The organism is Paraburkholderia sp. RL17-383-BIF-A (assembly GCF_046028015.1).
Classification (GTDB): Bacteria; Pseudomonadota; Gammaproteobacteria; order Burkholderiales; family Burkholderiaceae; genus Paraburkholderia.
The window spans coordinates 49,969-69,221 of record NZ_JARESR010000040.1 but is presented as its reverse complement, the minus strand read 5'-3'; the positions used below and the strand labels follow the sequence as shown (position 1 = coordinate 69,221).

Sequence of the window (19,253 nt, the reverse complement as noted above, 5' to 3'; positions counted from 1 at the left end):
AAGCGCCGGCCAGACAAGCTGTCTTCCGAACTCAATACGCGACGTACGGCCCCGTGCCGCCAGGTGTCGCCTGCTGCTCGACGGCGGCATACACATTGCGACCGTAGAAGAACGGCAAACCCCAATCGAAGATAGTGGACTGGACGAACGCCGGGCCCGCCAGCAGCGGCAGCGCCGAATCGCCGCTATAGGTCTGCGCAATCGTCGTAGCGTTGCCGACGCTGAAATTCACCGCGCTCGTGGTCCCGTTCACCCCCTGGATCATCGCGCTCATCTGCGCGGTCGACACCGGGCAGTAGTACGAATTATTCGGGCTCGCGCATACCGGCAAAGAGCTGGTCTGAAAGAACAGCCCGGTCGAACCGCTGTCCAGAATGCTGCGCGAATAGGTCGTGCCGTTCTGCACGGTGGTAAAGGTGCCGTTCGACGGACTCACGCCGATCACCTGCGCGCCGCCCAGCGTATTGTTGGTCTGCGTGCCGATGCCGAACACCAGTTGCCCCGTGACCGACTGCGCGGCACCCGAGACCGTCGGCAGGCTCAGCATCGAACCGTTGTTGTCGGTGGCGAAATACGGAATCGGATTGGCGACCTGGAGTTCTTCGGCAAGCGGAATCGACGTGCATGTCGTCCCGTTGCAGCCGTAATACGTGCCGGCCAGCGCCTGCTGCACGCAGTTCGCGCCGCAGTCGTGCTTGAACACGCCGATGCCGAGAATGCCGTTGGCCTGCAACGCGGCCGGCGTGTTGCGCGATGCGCCGACGCTCGCGCAATCGGCCGGCAGTGAAGCGTAGCTCGGGTCGATCACCTGGATCGGCAGCGAGGCGGCTTTTTCACCGGCAATCTGCAGATCAGCGAGCTTCACCGCGCCCCACGTGTAACCGTCGAAGAACTGCATGCATTCGGCGACCTGATTGCCCGCGGCGTCCTTCTGTTGCGGCAGGGTCATTGTCGCGGGCAACTGGGAAGCAAAGATGCGCACGCCCCACGACCCGGTATCGACCAGTATGTGGTCGATGGTTTGGCACTGGGCCGTACCCGGCGCACAAATCGTGATGCTGACGAACGGCATGTTCGGCACGTCGCTCACGCCGGAGTCAACCGTCACGCGCACTGCGTTCGCGGCCAGCACTTGCGACGACGGCGCGGTGTTGATCACGGTGGGACCGGCCGAGTTCGAACTGCTCGAACTGGCCGTGCTGCTGGACCCGCCGCCCCCGCCGCCGCAAGCACTGACGAGCAGTGCAAGCAGCGCCGCGCACAGCAGGATCCTGAAGGAAGACATATGACGCATGATCCGCACCGTTATTGAATGACGCCGACATCGACGCCCGCAGGCACCGCTGGCGGCAAATACGCGTGGCCGGCGAACGCGCGAAGATGCCCGCCGGAGTAGACCACCAGATCGCCGCTGGAGACAGCGAGCGGCGTGCCGCGACGCGTCGCGGTGGCGGCGACGTAGGCGTCGAACGACGTCCCCAGCATGGATTTCAGATCCGGCAACGTGGGGCCTTCCCATGCGACACCGAACACGATGCCGTTGGGCGCGACGTACTCGCGCACCAGCGTGCCGGACGGCAGCGTCATCAGATGGACCGAATACGCGCTTTGCGTAGTCGCCGTGTGAGCCACTGCGCGCAAGCGGGATTGATCGCTGTCGACAGTGCTTACGTTCTGCCCGAGCGTCGCGTGCGCGGCAAACGACAGCGCGCAGCTTGCCCCGAGCATTGCGCGAGCAATGCGGGAATAGAGCATCGGTTTCAAGAGAATTCCTTCGAGGTGAAACGCTCGCGACCACGCGTCGAGCCGGTCACGAACGGGAAACTAGGGGCGCACGCTTCGCCGGTGGTGCTGGTGTTGCATTCACACTGGTTGAGCTGCGTGCTGCGTGAATGCGTCTACGGAGTGGTGGCGCGAAACTTTAGGCATCGAGGTGAGGCGCGGCAATCGTTTGCGCAACGATTTAAACCTTTCTCCCGCGCGGCAACGTTCGAGTCTGTTTGATGTTTCGGAACCAGATCACCAAGTGGCGGCGCTCGAGCGCATGTTTTCGTTGCACGGCTCGTTTAAAGCAAACGACAGTGCACATTGCCCGCATCGCGCGCAGAAAAAAATTCATGCGCGCAGCATTGTGCGATCGATGTAAGTGAACGCTGAAAAAATCGCCTGGAAGGCCCGTTTTCCTCTGACGATAGGAGGCGTCAAAAGACCGGTCGCGTGAGGACGAAGCGGCGACACCATCGCGCTTCGCAGAACAAAAAAATGCCGCGGATGACTCGAAAGTCAACCACGGCATCGGTCGTTCGAGCGTGACGCGTCTGGCTCGATCGATTCCGCAGAGTCGATCGATTCGACGCGCAGCGCCCGCTACTTTTTGTGCTGCTGCAGGAGCGACTTAAGCTCCTCGACATTCTCTTCTACGCGTTTTGCGATCACCGCATACGACTCGGCTTGCGTCTGATAGGCCGCTTGCGCCAGTTGTTGCATATCGGCAAGCGACTTGTGCAGGCTCTGCTGGATCAACTCGGCCGCCTTGCCCGAAGGCGCGGCGCCGCCGGCCGATAACTGGCCCGTCAGCGACTGCAATTCGCTCAGGGTCGTGCGCAACATGTCAGCCTGCTTCTGCGCGAGCGACTGCATCCCCTGGAAAGCCGTCTGATTCGCCTGAACCAGTGCTTCCATGTCCTTGCGTCGCGCTTCCATGATGGCGGGTACGTCGAAGCCGGGGAGCTTGAACTGCTCCAGCATTTTGGTGAAATCGCCAAACGGATTGGCGGCGTCAGGTCGGTCCATGCGAAATCCTCCTTAACGGTTGAGTACCCGCCGGCGGTGCACTGCCACGTTGTGTTTCCGTGACGCATGCACCGGCGGCTTCGCGTGCGCCGCGCGTCCCATAGAGGCACGCGGCTTCTGGGGTCGGACGGCACATCGCTTCAATCATGCGCCATCCGGAAACAATGCGCCAGCGGGCGCACCCTGGACGCGCGCCGTCGGCGGGAGTTGAAGGGCATCGGCCACGCTGCACGGCCGGCCCGATAACCGGCCGAGCGGCGCTTTGCACGCGGGCATTTTTTCCGTCAGTCAGCGGCCGTGCGGCAACTCCTGCATCCGGCCCGCGACTGGAAGCGTTCCCGCCAGCAAGCTGCTCAGTCATTCAGCATGTTGCGTTGGCTTTCCCACATTGCCGCTTCTTTGGCCACTGTTCATCTTCCGTCAGGTGATTAGGATATGAGCACTGCAAACGCTGGTGTCCTGGTGAAGAATGCGCTATCCGCTGAACATGGCAGTCGCCGCCTTCCTGCTGATTTTTGTCCTTGGCTGCATCATCAAACTCGCCTTGAGCTGACGCCCGACACTCGCGGCGCCGCACGCGCGCTTGCATGACTTCACGCCGCTGGCCGGCGCGGTCGATCCTCACCCCACACTCCTCTTTTCCTGCCACGTCCAATAACGCTCGCAACGCGCGAAACCCCGCGCGGCGCCTCTTGCCGCCGTGACACAGGACGAAATAATTGTTGAATGGAGTTCGGGAAGTGACTCGCCCATACTTCGTTTCGCTGCCGGTGCGGATGAAACAGAACGCATGAGATCAAGGGTGCTTCACGTGCGAGACGACTCGCCGATGATCAACGATCCTACGGTTGCCCGATCATCGGAAGAACGGCTCGACCATACCGGCACCGCGTGCCGACGACAGGATGAACATGTTGACTTCAGTGAAATTCCTCAAAAGAAATGCCACCCGTTTTGCCTGCATGGCGATGGTCTGCTGCGGCGCTCTGCTGACCGGCTGCGCGAGCGGCAGCATCGACCATGCAAGCGAGACGAACACGCCGGTCCATGTGCGGCCGGACAACATTTATGTCTACACTTTCGACGCCAGCCCCGGCCAGGTGAAACTGGATGGCGGCATGATGCAGAAAGTGAAGACTCAACTCGAAGGTTCGTCCGCTGCGCAAAAGCAGGCCGCCGACGCCGCCGCAGTCCGCGAGCAGGTCGCCAACGAAATCGTGCATCAATTGCAATCGATGGGTCTGCGTGCGATCCGCTCCGACGTTCCCGCGCCAGCCGATCAGAACGTGCTGCTTGTGCAAGGCAGCTTTGATACGATCGACTCGGGCAACCGTCGCCGCCGCATGCTGATCGGCCTCGGTGCGGGCAAGAGCGAAGTGACGAGCTCGGTGCAGATTCTGTATAAGCCCGCGGGCGGTGCGCCGCGACTGGTGCAAACCTTCAATGCCAGCGCGGACAGCGGCAAGGCGCCGGGCATGGTCGAGACGGCGGGTGTGGGTGCGGCGGCCGGCAGTGTTGCGACTTCGGCGGCGGCGGGTGGCGGCTTGCATGCCGTAACCGAAACCCAACGCGCCGGTGTGTCGGCGGACGCGAAGCGCCTCGCGGACGCCGTCGCCAAACAGATCGGTGAGATTGGCGTGAGCGGCGGCTGGCTCTCGACCGCACACACGCAAGGCTGATAACCGCTTATCCCTGTGCACTGAAAATAATGCTAACGGCCGGCGGCAGAGTGACTTCGATTTCACTCTGCCGCGCGCTTTCAGGCTTTCGTATAGCGCAACCAGACAGCGTTGTGTTCCGTCTTTTCAACGGACGTGAGTTTCAGATAGGCGGGCGCTTGCCACTTCTGCATCGCCACTTCGAACGAAGAAGGATGTTCGCTGCGGCCGTCCACCAGCGGCAGAATCAACACGCTCACTTCGTCGACCAGACCCGCGTTCACGAACGCCCCGCTCACGTGCGAGCCGCCCTCCACGATCAGCTTTTTGACCCCGAGTTCGCGCGCCAGTGTCTGCACCACCGCGTCGAGATCGAGCTCGGACTTGCCACCGAACACGTATGAGACGCCGATCGATTGCAGGTAAGCGAGGTAGTCGTCGGAGACCTGCTCGGTCAGTACTTCGATCACGTGCGACTTGAGCGCGGTGTTGCTCTTCCACGCCACGCGCCCCTGCGGATCGATTGAAATCGCGTATTGATCCGCTTTACGCTCGACGAAGTGATCGGTACGCGGCACCGGGCCCCTGGCGAGCCCCTTTGGATAGTCCTCGCCGTGCGAAATTTCCTGCATGGTCACTCGCCCGCAAATCCAACCGTCGGCTTCGAAAGTGGCGGCGGTGTTTTCGTACAGGTCGGACGCATAGTCGAGGTGCCAGCCGTCGGTCAAACTGCGGCCGTCGAGCGAGGACATCATGTGCGCGACGATATAGGGTTTCATGCGTGAAGCCTCCGTGTCAGGTCAATGAGAAGACCTTGCAGCAAGAGACGTTCCGCAAATCCTGCCCTGTATCAGTAGATGCCGCCGCGATGCGGCGCGTGGCGAGCCTCGGCCATGCTGCGCAGCGACTCCAGCCCGCGGCTGATCCAGGTTTTGACCGTACCGATCGGCGCGTCCAGCGTGTGCGCGATTTCCGATTGCGACTGCCCGCGAAAATAGGCGAGCGCAATCGCCTGCCGCTGAACCGGCGTCAATCGGCCCAGGTAGGACGACAGGCGCTCGGCGTCGAGCGAAAACTCGTGCGAGAGGTCCGGCTCGGCCTCGCCCGCGGCAATGCGTTCGTCCAGTTCTTCGACGTATATGCCCCCGTAGGGATTGCGCCGCAAGTAATCGAGCGCCTGGTTCTTCACGATGCTCGACATCCAGGTAGACGGCGAGGCCTTGCCGGGATCGTATGAGCCTGCGAAGCGCCAGATCTTGATGAAGCCGTCCTGCAGCACTTCTTCCGCGGATTCGCTGGTGCGGGTCACGCGCACGGCGAGGCCGAAAAGCGACGGCGCGGACGTCCGGTAGAGCGTCTCGAACGCTCTCGCGTCGCGCCGTGAAACACGCTCGAGGAGCGCCGCGAGATGCGCGCTCTTTTCGTCCAATGCGGGCGCGCTGACGGTCGCGTCCGTCGAAGCATCATGTGACATGGCACATCCTCCGAAACGGTGTGCGCGTGCTAGTCCTGAACGGCTTGCGGCGGCTGCGCGCCGGCAAACCAGCCTTCTTCCCGCGCGACTCGCTCGAGCGCCGCTTCAACCATCGCGCAAGCCCGGTTGCTGACGTCGCCCAGATAGCGGTGCAACGCGGCGTCCTGCGCCGAGCGCGACGTACACGCGTCGCTGTAGCGCTCGAACGCCGACAGTTTCATGACCAGTTCTGCCAGGTGGCGCGGACATTCGCACGAAATCGTCGAAGAACGGCTGGCAATGGCTTCCAGTTCGCGGTCGTCGTAGCGACGGCGCACGCGCGCCCATACGGCGTCGTCGCCGGTGCGCTCCTGAATGCGGGTTCGTTCGCAGAGGTCGCCGAGCATCTGACGGAATTCCGTCCGGCTGTCGGGCTCGCGATAGAGACGCACGCCCGCCACGCGCAAAATCTCCGCCGCCGGGCCGGTGCCGAAGCCGTAGACGACCGCGATCGCTTTCGCGCGGACCGCGTCGCCGAGCGCGATGATCTGCGACGCGACTTCCTCCTGCAATGAATCGACGCTGACGAGCAGTGCGTCGATCGGCTCGCGGCGCTCACTGGTCGTACCGGCGCTGGCGAGATCGAGGTCGGCGAAAGTGACGAGTTCGTTCACGCCGTAAGGCCGCAAATCGACACCCGATGCTTCCAGTCGCTGCGCGAGGTTGCCGCCCACGAGAGCCAGCCGGAGATCGGCGGACTCCGGGAACGGCATGTCGGTCGCGCCGCCGCTTTCGCGCCCGCTGCGCGCGGCCAGAAACTGCAGTTGCTCGCGATCGAGCCGCGCGATCGCGCCGATCGCGTGGCCGCGACTCACCAGCAGTTTGATCAGGCTGAGTCGCCTGACGTCGTCTTCCGTGTACAGACGCTGGCCTGACGCGGTTTTGGCGGGTCCGACCACGCCGTAACGACGCTCCCAGATCCGCAACGTCGTGACCGGCATTTTTGCCAAACGCGCCGCTTCGCCGCTCCTGTAACCCTGCTGCCCCGTGGTTTGCTCGTCGGATGAAGTCACCATGACACCCTTGATGGTCCAATTGAAACAAGCATACGCGTATTTGAGCCATCTTGAAACGATTTATCGACTCATGACAATGTCTTGAAACGGATTTTTGATGCACTTACTGGCATTTCCGCGTCGTTCGATTAGCCGCGACACGGAATACGGTGGCTGGTGAGGAGAGTGACGTGGATGGGGCGTGGTCTGCGCGGCGGACTGCCGAGTTGGGGCGCGGGCGGGCTGGTGACTTGCGACTGGCTGGTGGACCGGTGGTGGATCGGACGAGCGGCGGAAAGGCGGAAAGGCGGAAAGGCGGAAAGGCGGAAAGGCGGAAAGGCGGAAAGGCGGAAAGGCGGAAAGGCGGAAAGGCGGAAAGGCGGAAAGGCGGAATATAGGTTATCCCGCCTGCCCCGGCACATGAACCGCCGGGGCAAACAGCACATCGATACGACGCGACGCGAGACGGAAACTCAGGCGACAGCGTAGCGTTCGAGCCAATGCGCGTAAGGCGCCGGCAGCGTCCACGACGCTCGCTCGATACCTAGCTTCTTCGCCGCATGGTACGGCCAGTGCGGATCGGCCAGATGCGCGCGGCCGACCATCACCAGATCCAGTTGCCCGTTCTTCACCGAACGGTCCGCCAGTTCCGGCGTATCGATGCCCCATGCCGACGAAACCGGGATGCCGGCTTCGCGGCGCACACGTTCCGCGATCGGCGCGAGAAACGCCGGCGCCCACGGAATCGCCGCTTTCGGCGTGGAGAAGCCCACGCTGACGCTGAGCATGTCCAGCCCTTCGCGCTTAAAATTCTTCGCGAGTTCGATGGACTCGGCGAGAGTCTGCTCGTCGCGGCCGTCGTACTCGATCACGCCGAAACGCGCCGTCAACGGCAGATGCTCCGGCCACACCTTGCGCACCGCCGCCAGCGTTTCCAGCAGGAAGCGGCTGCGGTTGTCGAGACTGCCGCCGTAAGCGTCGTCACGCTGATTCGAGTGGGTCGAGAAAAAGCTCTGGCCGAGATAGCCGTGCGCAAAATGCAGTTCGAGCCACTCGAAGCCCGCGTCACGCGCCCGCCTCGCGGCGGCGACGAAATCCTCGCGAACGCGCGCAATGTCGTCGAGCGTCATGGCCTTCGGCACCTTGGGCAAATTGCCGCCGAACGCGATCGCCGAAGGTGCGATGGTTTGCCAGCCGCGGCTGTCGCCGTCGGCGATGTGATCGTCGCCTTCCCACGGACGATTGGCGCTGGCTTTGCGGCCCGCGTGGCCGATCTGGATGCCCGGCACCGAACCCGCCGCCTTGATCGACGCGACCACCGGCGCGAAAGCCTGCGCCTGCTCGTCAGTCCAGATACCGGCGCAGCCCGGTGTGATGCGGCCTTCGGGCGACACGGCCGTCGCCTCGACGATCACCAGCCCGGCGCCGCCGCGCGCAAGACCGGCCAGGTGGACGCGGTGCCAGTCGTTGATCAGGCCGTCCTCGGCCGTGTACTGGCACATTGGCGGAATGGCAATCCGGTTGCGCAGGGAAACGTCTTTGAGCTTGTACGGCTGAAACAATGCGGACATCGTGCAAAACTCCTTTGGACTTGCTTGTACGGTAGTTCGATAAACATCGAATAACCAAGTATCTCAGAAACCTTTATCATTTGCAGGATGCGCACTTATAACCATCCCGCCGCTGAGGACTTCACGCTCGGACGGCTGTTTCATGCCTTGAGCGATCCGGTTCGCCTGGAGATCGTCCGCCGGTTGTCGTCGGTCAAAGAAGCTACCTGCGGCGATCTCGACGGGGGCCGCCCCAAATCGAGCGTGTCCCATCACTTCCGGATCCTGCGTGAGGCCGGCCTGGTGCGCACACGCGTGGCCGGCACCGTGCATCAGAATTCGCTGCGGCGCGCGGAACTGGACAGCCGGTTTCCCGGCTTGATGGAGGCGATTCTCCGGCAAATCGTCGCGGAGCCGGCGTTGAGCGAGCCGGCTTGACTGGTTCGGGTCGACGCCTGCCGCTGAGGCCGGCGGGCTTCATATCGCGCCGTTACCGCCTCAAAGATTGACCGCGGGTTTCCAAAGTGACGCACCGCGCCGGCCCAGCATCGCCCCACCCGAAACCGCTCAACTAACGCGTCTCTATCCGCCGCCGCTATTCGCGCCAGAACTTGCGCATCAGCGCGAGCAGCGCACTCGGGGGCGTGCCTTTTTGACAATAGCCGTCGAAATTGTGACGTGCCTTACCAGTTTCCTTGACGTGATCCTCATCGAGGGAAGTGAACGCGACAATGCCCAGACTGTGCGTCGGCAAATAACTGCGCAGGGCGCTCGCGGTTTCATAACCGTCGCGCTCCGGCATCATGATGTCGAGCACCACGACGTCGGGCACCCAGTCGCGCACACAGCGCAACGCCTGCTCGCAGCCGTTGGCGGCGCGGGCTTCGACGCCTTCGTAGGAGAGATAGGTGGCGAGCGCTTCGGCGGCGCCGACGTTGTCGTCCACGACCAGGACGCGGGGCACTTCGTGCAGTATCCGGATCTCGCGGGCGCTCCACCGTTGGCAAGTAGAGGGGGTTCGAGGCATAGGCGGCAGCTTGCGAAAAGAACACCCTGGCTCAGCAAGCTCCGTACCATCAGACGAAGCAAGTCACTCGCGGATGTAAGCGTCACGACGCCGGCGAGGCTGCCTCGACCGCATTGCGCGCCGCTCCGCCATCGGCCGCGCAGGCGTGCCTGAGCGTCGCCCCGAAACTCAGCCACAACACCAGCGAGCCGGTCGACACCGCGCCGAGCGCGATGAACGCAGCGGGATAGCCGAAGCGGTGCGCGAGAATCCCGCCCAAAGCCGGACTCAACGCAGCGCCGGCGGCCTGCACGGTCATCACGACGCCCTGCCCGACGTTCACGCGCCCGCTGCCTTCCAGCAAGCGGACCACCAACGCCGGCACCGCGACGCTCTGCAATCCCGCGCCGATGCCGTCGAGCGCTTGCACCGGCCACACGCCCCACGCATGAATCACCGACGCGGCGATCAGCCCGCGTACCGGCAGTGCAAGGAAGGTCAGCAGGATCACCCACCAGTAGCCGCGCCAGCGGATCAGCCGGGTCGCCAGCATCGCGGCCGCGACCATCACGAGTTGCGCGATCACGATGGTCTGCGCGGTGAACGCGCTCGGCTCGCCCTGATGGGCGGCGACGATCGCGAGGCCGTAGAGCGGCAACATGGCCGCATTGCCCAGGTGGAACAGGCCGAGCGCGGCGGCCAGCAGCAACAACGGCCGCGATTGCAGCAGAACCCGCAGGCCGCTCGCCGGAGCGCCGGCAGCGGCAGGCTCGCCGGCGGTCGCCTTTGCATCGGCGCCCCGCGCGACATCGTGATCGATCGCGTCGGCCGGAATCGACGACACGGCCACGATCGACAGCAGGCCGAACAGCGCGCTCAGCACGAACACCGCGCCGAAGCCGTAACGCCAGCCCAGCCAGCCGGACAGCGCCGCCGCGACGACATTGCCGCCATGATTGGCCACCTGGTTGCGGCCGAATTGCCGGTCGAAACCGTGCTGCCTGACCATGCCGAGCGTCATGCCGGCCAGCGCCGGGCCGATTGCCGCGCCGGTGATCGCGGTCGCCACCTGCGACGCCGCCACCATCCAGTAGCCGTGCGAGATCCACAGCAAGCCGGAAGCGAGCATGGTCATCAGCCCCGCGATCACGACGAGACTGCGCTTATGCCGCGTCGCATCCACCAGCGCGCCGGCCGGCGAAGTGGCGAGCATGCCGGCGATGCCGCCGATGGTCATGACCGTGCCGATCTGATCGGCGCCCCAGCCGCGCGCCTGCAGGAACACGCCGAGAAACGGCCCGATGCCGGCCTGCACGTCGGCCACGAAAAAATTCAGCGCTTCGAGCGCGCGACGGCCTTTCACAACGCACCTCGTGCGGTGGACGCATGGCGTGAGGCGCACGGCGAACGGCTCGACCGTATCGGCTTGATCATGGGGACGACTCCACTGGCGAGAAATGCCGGGATGGCGGCCAGCCTTACGCAACTCACATGCCATTGGTGCGTGCGCCGCCGCGAGTGGGCCATGCCGCTCGACGCTGCCCGGGCGCTGTCCGTTTCGTGGACAAACGCTGTCCAGCAGCGCAACAGACGAGCTGCCGCCGCCCCATTCAAGCGAATCTCGACTCGCCGGTCGCGAAAGGCGCAACACAGGCTGAATTCTTGCTACTGTTTAGCTCCCATCCTTCCCGGCGCACTCATGACCGCAGTTCCCCGACGTTTATCGTTCGCCAGTCAGTTGGTGGTTTTCTGGTTGCTGGTCGCGATAATGTGCGCGGTCCTGATCGGGCTCGTCTGGTTCATGGGACAGGCCAATCTCGGCCGCCAGATCGGCCTTGCGCGGCAGCAGGGACTGGCCGGCTGCGAGACGATCGGGTCGCGCTACGACCTGTCGATCGACCGCACACCCCAGCCTCCCGCCGCGCCGCGCGCCGCTCAAACCGGGACTCCGCCCGCCGCCACGCCGCCCGTCCCACTCGCCACGCCGAACACGGACCTGATGCACGCGATCCTCGACATCGTGCTCGCGCAGATGGAGGGCGTGGAAGGCGGCTTCTGGCGGCCGGACGGCGCGGCACGCGGCAGCTTCGATGCTTACGCGTTTCCGACCTATCAGGGCAGCGGCATCAAACGCGACATCCCCGATGCCGAGACGCCGCTGATCCTGCGCACGCTGCGCGCGGCGTCCACCAGCCGCGCGGCGGCATCCGATTTCGTCGAAGGCCAGCAGGACGCCGTGATCGTCACCGCCTGTCCGGTGCCGCATCGGGAAGGCCTGTTCGCCTGGACGCTGTCGCGCGTGCATCCGCCGCTTGGGTCCTCCGGCAAAACGCTCGTCACGACGCTCGCGGTGCTGCTCGCGGTGATCGTCGGGATTGCGATCGCGCTCGGCGTTCTGCTGCGTCGCTGGCGCGCCAATCTCGCGCGCATCGAAGCCAGCCTGAGCCGGCCCGCCGACTTGTTCACGCCGATCGCGCCGACGGGCGAGCCGGATCTCGACAAGATCGTCCAGGCGTTCAACGCCTATGGCGCGCGTGCCACGTCGTTGCAGCAGCAAGCCGGGGAACTGCATACGCAGCTCGCGGCCGCGGAACGCTTCGCGGCGATCGGCCGCTTCTCCGCGCAAATGGCGCACGAGATCCGCAATCCGATCGGCGCGATGCGGCTCAAGGCGGAAAACGCGCTGAATGGCGACGTCGAACGCAAACAGCGCGCCCTCGGCACGATCCTCGAACAGATTCAGCGCGTGGAGCGCCAGCTTTCCGGTCTGCTGGCGTTGACCCAGCCCGTGCGGATCGAAGCCCATAGCGTCGACTTGCGCCTATGGCTCGCCGAACGCGTGGAATGGCATCATGACGCGGCGGCGCGGGCCGGCATCGCACTGGCGCTGGCTTACGCGGACGGCCTTCCCGCGCAAGCTACTTTCGATGCCGATCAACTGGCGCGCGCGATCGATAATCTGATCCTCAACGCTCTGCGCCACACGCCATCCGGCGGCCATGTAACGCTGAGCGCGGCGCGCGCCGCCGACACGCTGCGAATCGAAGTCGCCGACGACGGTCCCGGTGTGCCTCCCGCCGAGCGCGAACGCATCTTCGAGCCGTTCGTGACCGGCCACGCCGCCGGCTCGGGGCTCGGCCTTGCGGTGGTACGCGAGATCGCTGCCGCGCATGGCGGCAGCGCCTTTTACGAAGCGCGCGAGCGCGGAGCCTGTTTTGTGATCGAGATCCCATGGCGCACATCCTGATCGTCGACGACGACGACGCCTTCCGTGAAAGCCTGGCTGAAACGCTAGGCGACCTTGGCCATGTCGTCGCGCAAGCCGGCAGCGGCCACGACGCGCTTGCCGTGTTAGCAGGCAACGCGCGCGTGGACTGCATGTTTCTCGACATCAGAATGGCGGACCTGAGCGGCATCGAAGTACTCGAACGTCTGCGCGCGATGCCGGCGCGCGAGACATTGCCGGTAGTCGTGCTGACCGCCTTCGCCACCAGCGACAACACCATTCACGCGATGCGGCTCGGCGCCTTCGAGCACCTGACCAAGCCGGTGGGGCGCGACGCCATCGCATCCCTGCTCGGCAAGATCGAAGCCTCGAATCGCGGCTCGCCGGGCCCGGCATTGCCGCTGTCGCACGAGGAAACCGGCGACGCCGGCACGCCTCGCCTGCTGGGCAACAGCGAAGCGTTGCGCGACGCGCAAAAGCAGATCGGCCGCGCTGCCGCCACGGAGTCGACCGTTCTGATCACGGGCGAAACCGGCACCGGCAAGGAGGTCGCGGCACGCGTGCTGCACGATGCGTCGCGGCGCCGGCATGCGCCGTTCGTTGCGATCAACTGCGCGGCGATTCCCGCCGAACTTCTGGAAAGCGAACTATTCGGCCACGCCAAAGGCGCGTTTACGGGCGCGGTGGCGCAGCGAGCCGGCCGCATCGCCGAGGCGAACGGCGGCACGCTGTTTCTCGACGAAATCGGCGACCTGCCGTTGCCGATGCAGGCCAAGCTGTTGCGCGTGATTCAGGAACGCACGCTCACGCCGGTCGGCAGCAACGCAAGCGTCGCTATCGACGTGCGGATCGTAGCCGCGACGCACCGCGACCTCGCAGCGGAAGTGGCGGCGCGCACCTTTCGCGAGGACCTGTTCTACCGGCTCAACGTGATTCCAATTCACCTGCCGCCGTTGCGAGATCGTCCCGACGACATTCTCCCGCTCGCCGCGCATTTTCTCGTAGCCGCCGCGCATCTTGCCGGTCCGGCGCGGACCTTGAGCGGCGATGCCGAGCGGCGGCTTCTCGCCTATGCATGGCCCGGCAACGTCCGCGAGTTGAAGAACGCGATGGAGCGAGTCGCCGCACTCGCGCGCGGTCCGCTCGTCACCGCGGACGATCTGGCTTTTCTCAATGCGCCGCGCGCCGGCGTGAGCGAGATTCCGAGCGCGCTGCTCGATTTGCCGCTGCCGCAGGCGATCGAATGGCTGGAGCGCGCCGCGATCGAACGCGCATTGCAGCAGACCGTGGGCAATCGCGCTGAGGCGGCGCGCCGCCTCGGTATCAGCCGTCAGTCGCTCTATACGAAGATCGCCGCCTACAAGCTCGGCTGAAGCGCTCGCCGGTGTCCAGCCGGCTGACACCGGCTGTCCAGCGAGACGACGGCCACGCTGGCATGGCACAGCGCAAAGCCTTATGCAACAAGCCTTAGCGGCATGGCACAGTGGTTGCGAATACTCCTGTACGACATTGCAGTCGAAGGAGTCAACGATGAACCATCTCAACCCGATCGCGCGCGCAGCGGCCGCGCTCACTGTCATTGCGGCGACGGCAGCCTGCGCTGCCCAACCCGTGCCGCGAGCTTTGGACAGTGCGCCGATGGCACCACCCGCGCCGAGATCCGCCGCACCGATGCCGCCACCCGCGCCTGCCGCCGACGCACCCATGCCGCCACCGCCACCGCTCGCTGGCCCGCGTGATGGCGTTCCCACAACAGTAAGTGGCGTAGTGCGGCGTTTCGTGATCAATCCGGAGGGCGATGTCGACGGCATGCTGCTCGCTGACAACACGCTCGTCCGGTTCCCGCCGCATCTCGGCACGCAGGTGGCCGCCACGATCGAGCCCGGCGCGAGCGTCAATGTGAACGGCTTCGCGCAGGCGAGCGGAACGCTGCGCGCCGGCCAGATCGCCGACACGAAAAGCGGCCGCAGCATTGTCGATCAACCGCCGCCGCCCGATGCGCAACGGCTGCCGAAATCGCTCGCCGGCGTCGGACTCGTCAAGCTCGACGCCGCGGGCCGCGTGCTGCGCGTCACCAGCGCGCCGCGCGGCGAGCCCGACGGCGTGCTTCTCATCGACGGTACGGTCATCAAGCTCACGCCGGCCGCGGCCGCGCGATTCACGAACCTGATGCAACCGGGCGCAATGGTCGCGGCGCAAGGCTATGGCACACGTAATCGCTACGGTGAATCGCTGCAGGCGACCGCGTTCGGTACGCCCGGCAATCTCACGGTGCTTTACGGCGACCTGCCCAGGTAATCCCAATCCATCATTCGAATTAGGAGCTTCACCATGCATTGGATCGACCCCGCCTGCCTGCCCGAAACGCGCGGCAAAGTCGTGCTGTTTCTGCTCAACCCGCACGGCGATGCCGACGGCTTCATTCTTCAACTTGCGGACGGTGCGCAACAACAGGTGCATTTCCCGCCGCATCTCGGCAAACAGATCACACGCCAGGTCACGCCGGGCGACACGGTGCGCGTACGCGGCGTGAAACCGCGTGGCGCCGATCTGATCGCCGCGGTCTCACTGACAACGCGGCAAGGCGCCGAGATCGTCGACGAAGGCCCCGCGCCGCACGATCATGGCCCGAAGCATGAACACGGCCACGAACTCCACGGCGAACCGATGGACGTGCAAGGCGAAGTCATCATGCCGCTCTATGGGCCGAAGGGCGAACTGCGCGGCGCGCTGCTGGAAGACGGCACCTCGCTGCGTATGCCGCCGCATGCCGCCAGCGAACTCATCGAGTATCTGACGCCGGGCGTGCATGTACAGGCGTGGGGGCGTGGCGTGAAAAACAAGGATGGGTGCACGGTGGACGTTCACGACATCGCCGAACTGGTCGACGAGGTTGCCGGGCACGCAGGCCTCTAGAAACAGCATGCGTTTCGGCATGACTGCGATCCCGCCGTTAGCAGCGCGGGCTCGCAGTCTCACGCATCACGCACATCACGGATGGTCGTACATCGCATTCCAGTCCGCTTTGGAAACGGCCGGACGTCCCGCGTCCGACGAGCCGCTCGTGCTACCGCCGAAACCTGTCGCGGCATGACGTGCCGCCACCTTGGCTTCAGCGGCCTGAATATCGGCCGGATAGGTCGGATCTTCACCGCGCGCCGGGTTGTAACCCGCCTGCTCCAGTTCGATCAGTTCGGCGCGCACTTGCGCACGTGTGAGCGGCTGGTTCGATTGAGCGAACACGGCAACCGGCGCGGCAAGAGCAGCGGCAACTACAACGGCTTGAATAAGCGACTTCATGATGACTCTACCTCCAGACTTTGCTTTGTCCTGCTACGAACAACCCTGTTCGCAACTCGGTGATGACAGTCTAGAAAGGTGAGCCATCGAGAGTAAGGGCCGCCGGTGGGGAGGATTGTTTCCGAATCTGGAGAAACGGCGGTGGGTCGAGTGTCTAGCAGCGAGAACCGCGAATTTGCCGAAGACCCGTATCGGCAGGGCTCCAACGAGATCCGCGCGGCATGCGTGAAAACGGCGGCGTGCGTGAACGCGACGGCTGCCATACGAGGCCAGTCACGCCGAGAGCACTATCGACGCGGGAAGATACACAGATGCGTCTTCACATACAGATTCGGATTGCCGCAGCGATGGCCCGCATAGTCGATCTGCTCGCCCGGCGCGAGATCCGCCGCCTCCTCCGTTTGTGTCGAGGCCGATTTGCTCGCGGATGCCGGCGACTTGCCACTGTTACTCGCACATCCGGCGAGACTCGCGGCAAGGAAGGCCGCGAGGGAATACTTCAACGTGAATGCACGCATGTTTCGCCGCCCGGACGCTCGTGACAGAAGACGTGTCATCCTGCTCCACGAAGGTCGCCGCCAGTCTCACGCCGACATGACAAAAATCTCATGCGGGCCGCAGCGGTTATCACTTCTTCGATACGCCGGCACGTGACAGTTTTCTCATGTCGCGGTCACGATGGCACACCGCCCGCGATCCATACTGCGCTCATGGATCGCCGACCGGCGGTCATCACTAAGGAGGTTTTCAATATGAACGCCAAGCTCTGCACCCTATGCGTTGTCGCCATGACGATGATCGGCGCGGCCTCTCAGGTTGCGCAGGCACAAGGCAAGTCCCGCGCTCAGGTGAATCAGGAACTGGTTCAGGCTCAGCATGACGGTGTGATTCCAAACAGCAAGACACAGTATCCGCCCAGTGCCGACAGGATTGCACGCAACAAGGAGTTGCACGCCATCACCTGGCATGCGGGCGAAACGACACCGCCGGTGGATCATCACGACAGCATCGCGGCCCGATAGCCGCGCGCGCCGCCGGGAGCAGTGACCCGGCGGCGCGTCTGATTGCGAGTGTGCCGCCGAACGCGTTCTCTCAATCCTTGCGCACGGCGCCGCGGGTCACCGGCATGCTCAGGTCGTGACGCCGGGGAAAACGCAACCAGAAGCGGGTTCGAACGTAGGGCTGGCTCTCGCACCCGCAGTGTCCCGCGTGACTGTTCATGATCGATTTCACGATCGCAAGACCAAGCCCCGTACCCGAGGCCGAGCCTTGCCGCGAAGGGTCGACACGATAAAACCGCTCGAAGATGCGCTTGAGATGATGCGCCTCGATACCAGGTCCCGAGTCCGACACGGTCAGCGTGGTTGAATTCGGCTCTTCCTTGCAGTCGATAGTGATGGTGCTGCCCTTCGGCGCCTGCACGAGCGCGTTCGACAGCAGATTGCTGAGCGCCCGTTGAAAGAGAAGCAGATCGGCATGCACCGTACCCTGCCCCGTCACCTCGATCCTCACCTGCGCGTCTTCGGCCATCGGCTCGTAATAGCCGGCGACGCGTTCGGCTTCCGCGGCTGCGTCGAGCGCGCGCAGGGACAAGGCCGCATCAGCCTGCTCCGAGCGCGCGAGGAACAGCATGTCCTCGATCATGCGCGACAGTCGTTGATATTCATCCACGCTCGATTCGATCACGTCGCGGTAGTCCTCCGCGGTCCGAGGTTGCGACAGCGCCACCTGAGCGGCGGCGAGCAGATTGGTTAGCGGCGTGCGCATATCGTGCGCCAGATTGGAGGAGAACTGACTGAGCCGGGTGAACGACTCGTCGAGCCGCGCCAGCATGCCGTTAAAGGCCTGCTCCAGCTCCTTCAATTCCCCCGACGCATCGAGTTCCGGCAAAGGTTGCGCAAGGCGGCTAGTCGACATCGCCTCCGCCTGGGCCGCCAGCCTGCGCAGCGGGAGCAAGCCCAGCGTGGCGATCCCGTAGGCGAACGCGGCGGCGAGAATCACACCGAACACTTCGATGATGACCGCCGTATAGGCGTGCGCCCGTAACAGCGCCCGGTCATTGGTTCTATCGTACTGAACGGCGATGCGCACCCACCGCCCCGTCGCGGCGTCGAGCGGCACCATGGCGACGAGGTAGCGAAGGTTCAAGTCGGCGCGTGTCAGTTCGGTGCTGGCCTCGCTCGCGCGGGTTGCGAGAATCGGCGCGTACGACTGAAACCCAGGCGTGCTGACGAGGCGTTGGCCCGCCGTATCGTAGACAGCGAGCGCCATGTTCTGGTGGCCGTGTAGCAAGTCGATCCACGTCTGTGCGTCGCGGACGATATCCTCGATGTTCTGACTGCCGGCCAGATGCGACTCCAGCGCCGCCAACGTGCCGGACATGAGCTCGGTCGAGGTGGACTCCAGGCGGCTGCGCAGCGCGCCATATAGCGCGAGGCCGCTCAACGCGAGAATGACCGATGTCGACAGAATGATCAGGACAGTCAGCCGCGACTGGAGCGTTCTTGACACCGCGCCTCTCATTAATTGCTACCGCCTCTGACTTCCAGCACGTATCCCATGCCTCTCACCGTATGAATGAGCTTGGGTTCGTAGGCGTCGTCGACCTTGGAGCGCAGCCTCCTGATTGCCGAATCCACCACGTTCGTATCGCTGTTGAAGTTCATGTCCCACACCTGCGAGGCGATCGTCGCGCGGGGCAGGATCTCCCCTTCCTTGCGCATGAGCAGCCACAGCAGCGTGAACTCCTTCGCGGTCAGCAGGATCACGTCGCCCTGACGGGTCGCCTTGCGCCGCGTCAGGTCCAGTTCAAGATCGGCGACCTGCAGCGACATGGATTCGCGTGGCTTTCCGCGCCTGAGGATCGATCTGACGCGCGCCACCAGTTCGACGAAGTCGAACGGCTTCGCGAGATAGTCGTCGGCACCGAGTTCCAGCCCCTTGACGCGGTCTCCCACGTCGTCGCGTGCGGTGAGAAACAGCACCGGCGTGGACCGTGTGCGGCGAAGATTCTTCAGTAGCGTCCAGCCGTCCTGTCCCGGCAGCATCACGTCGAGGATCAGCAGGTCGTAGTCTTCCGACTCCGCCTGGTGCTGACCCGTGACGCCGTCTTCGGCCCAATCGACGACGTATCCCGCCTCCGACAAGCCTTTGCGAAGATAGGCGCCGGTCTTCGGCTCGTCTTCCACTAACAGAATCCGCATGCGAACCCC

The 19,253-nt window shown here is 64.4% G+C and carries 21 protein-coding genes; 8 read left to right on the top strand and 13 right to left on the bottom strand.

What is annotated here, in order from left to right; genetic code table 11:
- Positions 1-31: 31 nt before the first annotated feature.
- Together P0D71_RS31595 and P0D71_RS31590 are read right to left on the bottom strand one after the other, a co-directional pair.
- The gene (locus P0D71_RS31595; protein WP_408483476.1) at positions 32-1,294 is read right to left on the bottom strand and encodes a DUF3443 domain-containing protein; all 1,263 of its coding nucleotides are present in this window, start codon (positions 1,292-1,294) and stop codon (positions 32-34) included.
- A gap of 11 nt (positions 1,295-1,305) precedes the next feature.
- On the bottom strand, positions 1,306-1,755 hold the full coding sequence (locus P0D71_RS31590) for a DUF2844 domain-containing protein (protein ID WP_408483478.1): 450 nt from the start codon (positions 1,753-1,755) through the stop codon (positions 1,306-1,308).
- A 133-nt stretch (positions 1,756-1,888) separates the two neighbouring features.
- Between P0D71_RS31590 and P0D71_RS31585 the strand changes: the two genes are divergently transcribed.
- Positions 1,889-2,146: a hypothetical protein gene (locus P0D71_RS31585; RefSeq protein WP_408483475.1), complete on the top strand. Its 258-nt coding sequence runs from the start codon at positions 1,889-1,891 to the stop codon at positions 2,144-2,146.
- 221 nt (positions 2,147-2,367) lie between these two features.
- Here P0D71_RS31585 and P0D71_RS31580 read toward each other — a convergent pair whose 3' ends face one another.
- Positions 2,368-2,793 (bottom strand): phasin family protein, encoded by a 426-nt coding sequence (locus tag P0D71_RS31580; protein ID WP_091807016.1) that lies wholly within the window; start codon positions 2,791-2,793, stop codon positions 2,368-2,370.
- 911 nt (positions 2,794-3,704) lie between these two features.
- On the opposite strand from P0D71_RS31580, the gene P0D71_RS31575 reads away from it, so the two are divergent.
- On the top strand, positions 3,705-4,472 hold the full coding sequence (locus tag P0D71_RS31575; protein WP_408483474.1) for a DUF4410 domain-containing protein: 768 nt from the start codon (positions 3,705-3,707) through the stop codon (positions 4,470-4,472).
- 80 nt (positions 4,473-4,552) lie between these two features.
- Here the strand turns inward: P0D71_RS31575 and P0D71_RS31570 are convergent, their stop codons facing one another.
- The 4 genes from P0D71_RS31570 to P0D71_RS31555 form a co-directional block, all read right to left on the bottom strand.
- Positions 4,553-5,230 (bottom strand): dihydrofolate reductase family protein, encoded by a 678-nt coding sequence (locus P0D71_RS31570; RefSeq protein WP_408483473.1) that lies wholly within the window; start codon positions 5,228-5,230, stop codon positions 4,553-4,555.
- A gap of 71 nt (positions 5,231-5,301) precedes the next feature.
- Positions 5,302-5,925: an RNA polymerase sigma factor gene (locus P0D71_RS31565; RefSeq protein ID WP_408483472.1), complete on the bottom strand. Its 624-nt coding sequence runs from the start codon at positions 5,923-5,925 to the stop codon at positions 5,302-5,304.
- Positions 5,926-5,954: 29 nt separating this feature from the next.
- Positions 5,955-6,980: a MerR family transcriptional regulator gene (locus tag P0D71_RS31560; protein ID WP_408483471.1), complete on the bottom strand. Its 1,026-nt coding sequence runs from the start codon at positions 6,978-6,980 to the stop codon at positions 5,955-5,957.
- Between the two features lie 452 nt (positions 6,981-7,432).
- Positions 7,433-8,530 (bottom strand): NADH:flavin oxidoreductase/NADH oxidase, encoded by a 1,098-nt coding sequence (locus P0D71_RS31555; protein WP_408185547.1) that lies wholly within the window; start codon positions 8,528-8,530, stop codon positions 7,433-7,435.
- An 87-nt stretch (positions 8,531-8,617) separates the two neighbouring features.
- On the opposite strand from P0D71_RS31555, the gene P0D71_RS31550 reads away from it, so the two are divergent.
- On the top strand, positions 8,618-8,947 hold the full coding sequence (locus P0D71_RS31550; protein WP_408483470.1) for an ArsR/SmtB family transcription factor: 330 nt from the start codon (positions 8,618-8,620) through the stop codon (positions 8,945-8,947).
- Between the two features lie 157 nt (positions 8,948-9,104).
- Here the strand turns inward: P0D71_RS31550 and P0D71_RS31545 are convergent, their stop codons facing one another.
- Positions 9,105-9,536, bottom strand: coding sequence for a response regulator (locus P0D71_RS31545; protein ID WP_408185546.1), 432 nt, complete (start codon positions 9,534-9,536; stop codon positions 9,105-9,107).
- An 82-nt stretch (positions 9,537-9,618) separates the two neighbouring features.
- On the bottom strand, positions 9,619-10,878 hold the full coding sequence (locus P0D71_RS31540) for an MFS transporter (protein ID WP_408483469.1): 1,260 nt from the start codon (positions 10,876-10,878) through the stop codon (positions 9,619-9,621).
- 336 nt (positions 10,879-11,214) lie between these two features.
- On the opposite strand from P0D71_RS31540, the gene P0D71_RS31535 reads away from it, so the two are divergent.
- The 4 genes from P0D71_RS31535 (at position 11,215) to P0D71_RS31520 (ending at position 15,657) form a co-directional block, all read left to right on the top strand.
- Entirely contained in the window at positions 11,215-12,762 is a 1,548-nt protein-coding gene (locus P0D71_RS31535) for a sensor histidine kinase (protein WP_408483468.1), read from the top strand.
- Positions 12,747-14,114, top strand: a complete 1,368-nt coding sequence (locus tag P0D71_RS31530) for a sigma-54-dependent transcriptional regulator (RefSeq protein ID WP_408483467.1) — start codon at positions 12,747-12,749, stop codon at positions 14,112-14,114. Before P0D71_RS31535 ends, P0D71_RS31530 begins: the two co-directional genes overlap by 16 nt.
- A 157-nt stretch (positions 14,115-14,271) precedes the next feature.
- A complete protein-coding gene (locus tag P0D71_RS31525) occupies positions 14,272-15,039 on the top strand; it encodes a hypothetical protein (RefSeq protein ID WP_408483466.1) in 768 nt (255 codons plus the stop codon).
- A 33-nt stretch (positions 15,040-15,072) separates the two neighbouring features.
- On the top strand, positions 15,073-15,657 hold the full coding sequence (locus tag P0D71_RS31520; protein WP_408483465.1) for a hypothetical protein: 585 nt from the start codon (positions 15,073-15,075) through the stop codon (positions 15,655-15,657).
- A 75-nt stretch (positions 15,658-15,732) separates the two neighbouring features.
- Here the strand turns inward: P0D71_RS31520 and P0D71_RS31515 are convergent, their stop codons facing one another.
- Positions 15,733-16,041, bottom strand: a complete 309-nt coding sequence (locus P0D71_RS31515; RefSeq protein WP_408342324.1) for a DUF4148 domain-containing protein — start codon at positions 16,039-16,041, stop codon at positions 15,733-15,735.
- A gap of 287 nt (positions 16,042-16,328) precedes the next feature.
- The gene (locus tag P0D71_RS31510; protein WP_408483464.1) at positions 16,329-16,559 is read right to left on the bottom strand and encodes a hypothetical protein; all 231 of its coding nucleotides are present in this window, start codon (positions 16,557-16,559) and stop codon (positions 16,329-16,331) included.
- Positions 16,560-16,793: 234 nt separating this feature from the next.
- Here P0D71_RS31510 and P0D71_RS31505 point away from each other — a divergent pair, with 234 nt between their 5' ends.
- The gene (locus P0D71_RS31505) at positions 16,794-17,063 is read left to right on the top strand and encodes a DUF4148 domain-containing protein (RefSeq protein WP_408185538.1); all 270 of its coding nucleotides are present in this window, start codon (positions 16,794-16,796) and stop codon (positions 17,061-17,063) included.
- 70 nt (positions 17,064-17,133) lie between these two features.
- Here P0D71_RS31505 and P0D71_RS31500 read toward each other — a convergent pair whose 3' ends face one another.
- Together P0D71_RS31500 and irlR are read right to left on the bottom strand one after the other, a co-directional pair.
- On the bottom strand, positions 17,134-18,564 hold the full coding sequence (locus tag P0D71_RS31500; RefSeq protein ID WP_408483463.1) for a heavy metal sensor histidine kinase: 1,431 nt from the start codon (positions 18,562-18,564) through the stop codon (positions 17,134-17,136).
- Positions 18,564-19,244, bottom strand: a complete 681-nt coding sequence (gene irlR / locus P0D71_RS31495) for a heavy metal response regulator transcription factor IrlR (RefSeq protein ID WP_091806989.1) — start codon at positions 19,242-19,244, stop codon at positions 18,564-18,566. Before irlR ends, P0D71_RS31500 begins: the two co-directional genes overlap by 1 nt.
- Between the last annotated feature and the right edge of the window lie 9 nt (positions 19,245-19,253).

What these genes read in the sequence shown, in the direction of transcription:
- P0D71_RS31525 (WP_408483466.1), top strand. Translation starts at nt 14,272, where the DNA reads ATGAACCATCTCAACCCGATCGCGCGCGCAGCGGCCGCGCTCACTGTC.
- P0D71_RS31595 (WP_408483476.1), bottom strand. Translation starts at nt 1,294, where the DNA reads ATGCGTCATATGTCTTCCTTCAGGATCCTGCTGTGCGCGGCGCTGCTT.
- P0D71_RS31520 (WP_408483465.1), top strand. Translation starts at nt 15,073, where the DNA reads ATGCATTGGATCGACCCCGCCTGCCTGCCCGAAACGCGCGGCAAAGTC.
- P0D71_RS31570 (WP_408483473.1), bottom strand. Translation starts at nt 5,230, where the DNA reads ATGAAACCCTATATCGTCGCGCACATGATGTCCTCGCTCGACGGCCGC.
- P0D71_RS31515 (WP_408342324.1), bottom strand. Translation starts at nt 16,041, where the DNA reads ATGAAGTCGCTTATTCAAGCCGTTGTAGTTGCCGCTGCTCTTGCCGCG.
- P0D71_RS31575 (WP_408483474.1), top strand. Translation starts at nt 3,705, where the DNA reads ATGTTGACTTCAGTGAAATTCCTCAAAAGAAATGCCACCCGTTTTGCC.
- P0D71_RS31530 (WP_408483467.1), top strand. Translation starts at nt 12,747, where the DNA reads ATGGCGCACATCCTGATCGTCGACGACGACGACGCCTTCCGTGAAAGC.
- P0D71_RS31580 (WP_091807016.1), bottom strand. Translation starts at nt 2,793, where the DNA reads ATGGACCGACCTGACGCCGCCAATCCGTTTGGCGATTTCACCAAAATG.
- P0D71_RS31510 (WP_408483464.1), bottom strand. Translation starts at nt 16,559, where the DNA reads ATGCGTGCATTCACGTTGAAGTATTCCCTCGCGGCCTTCCTTGCCGCG.
- P0D71_RS31555 (WP_408185547.1), bottom strand. Translation starts at nt 8,530, where the DNA reads ATGTCCGCATTGTTTCAGCCGTACAAGCTCAAAGACGTTTCCCTGCGC.
- P0D71_RS31535 (WP_408483468.1), top strand. Translation starts at nt 11,215, where the DNA reads ATGACCGCAGTTCCCCGACGTTTATCGTTCGCCAGTCAGTTGGTGGTT.
- P0D71_RS31565 (WP_408483472.1), bottom strand. Translation starts at nt 5,925, where the DNA reads ATGTCACATGATGCTTCGACGGACGCGACCGTCAGCGCGCCCGCATTG.
- P0D71_RS31545 (WP_408185546.1), bottom strand. Translation starts at nt 9,536, where the DNA reads ATGCCTCGAACCCCCTCTACTTGCCAACGGTGGAGCGCCCGCGAGATC.
- P0D71_RS31505 (WP_408185538.1), top strand. Translation starts at nt 16,794, where the DNA reads ATGAACGCCAAGCTCTGCACCCTATGCGTTGTCGCCATGACGATGATC.
- P0D71_RS31500 (WP_408483463.1), bottom strand. Translation starts at nt 18,564, where the DNA reads ATGAGAGGCGCGGTGTCAAGAACGCTCCAGTCGCGGCTGACTGTCCTG.
- P0D71_RS31560 (WP_408483471.1), bottom strand. Translation starts at nt 6,980, where the DNA reads ATGGTGACTTCATCCGACGAGCAAACCACGGGGCAGCAGGGTTACAGG.
- P0D71_RS31590 (WP_408483478.1), bottom strand. Translation starts at nt 1,755, where the DNA reads ATGCTCTATTCCCGCATTGCTCGCGCAATGCTCGGGGCAAGCTGCGCG.
- P0D71_RS31550 (WP_408483470.1), top strand. Translation starts at nt 8,618, where the DNA reads ATGCGCACTTATAACCATCCCGCCGCTGAGGACTTCACGCTCGGACGG.
- irlR (WP_091806989.1), bottom strand. Translation starts at nt 19,244, where the DNA reads ATGCGGATTCTGTTAGTGGAAGACGAGCCGAAGACCGGCGCCTATCTT.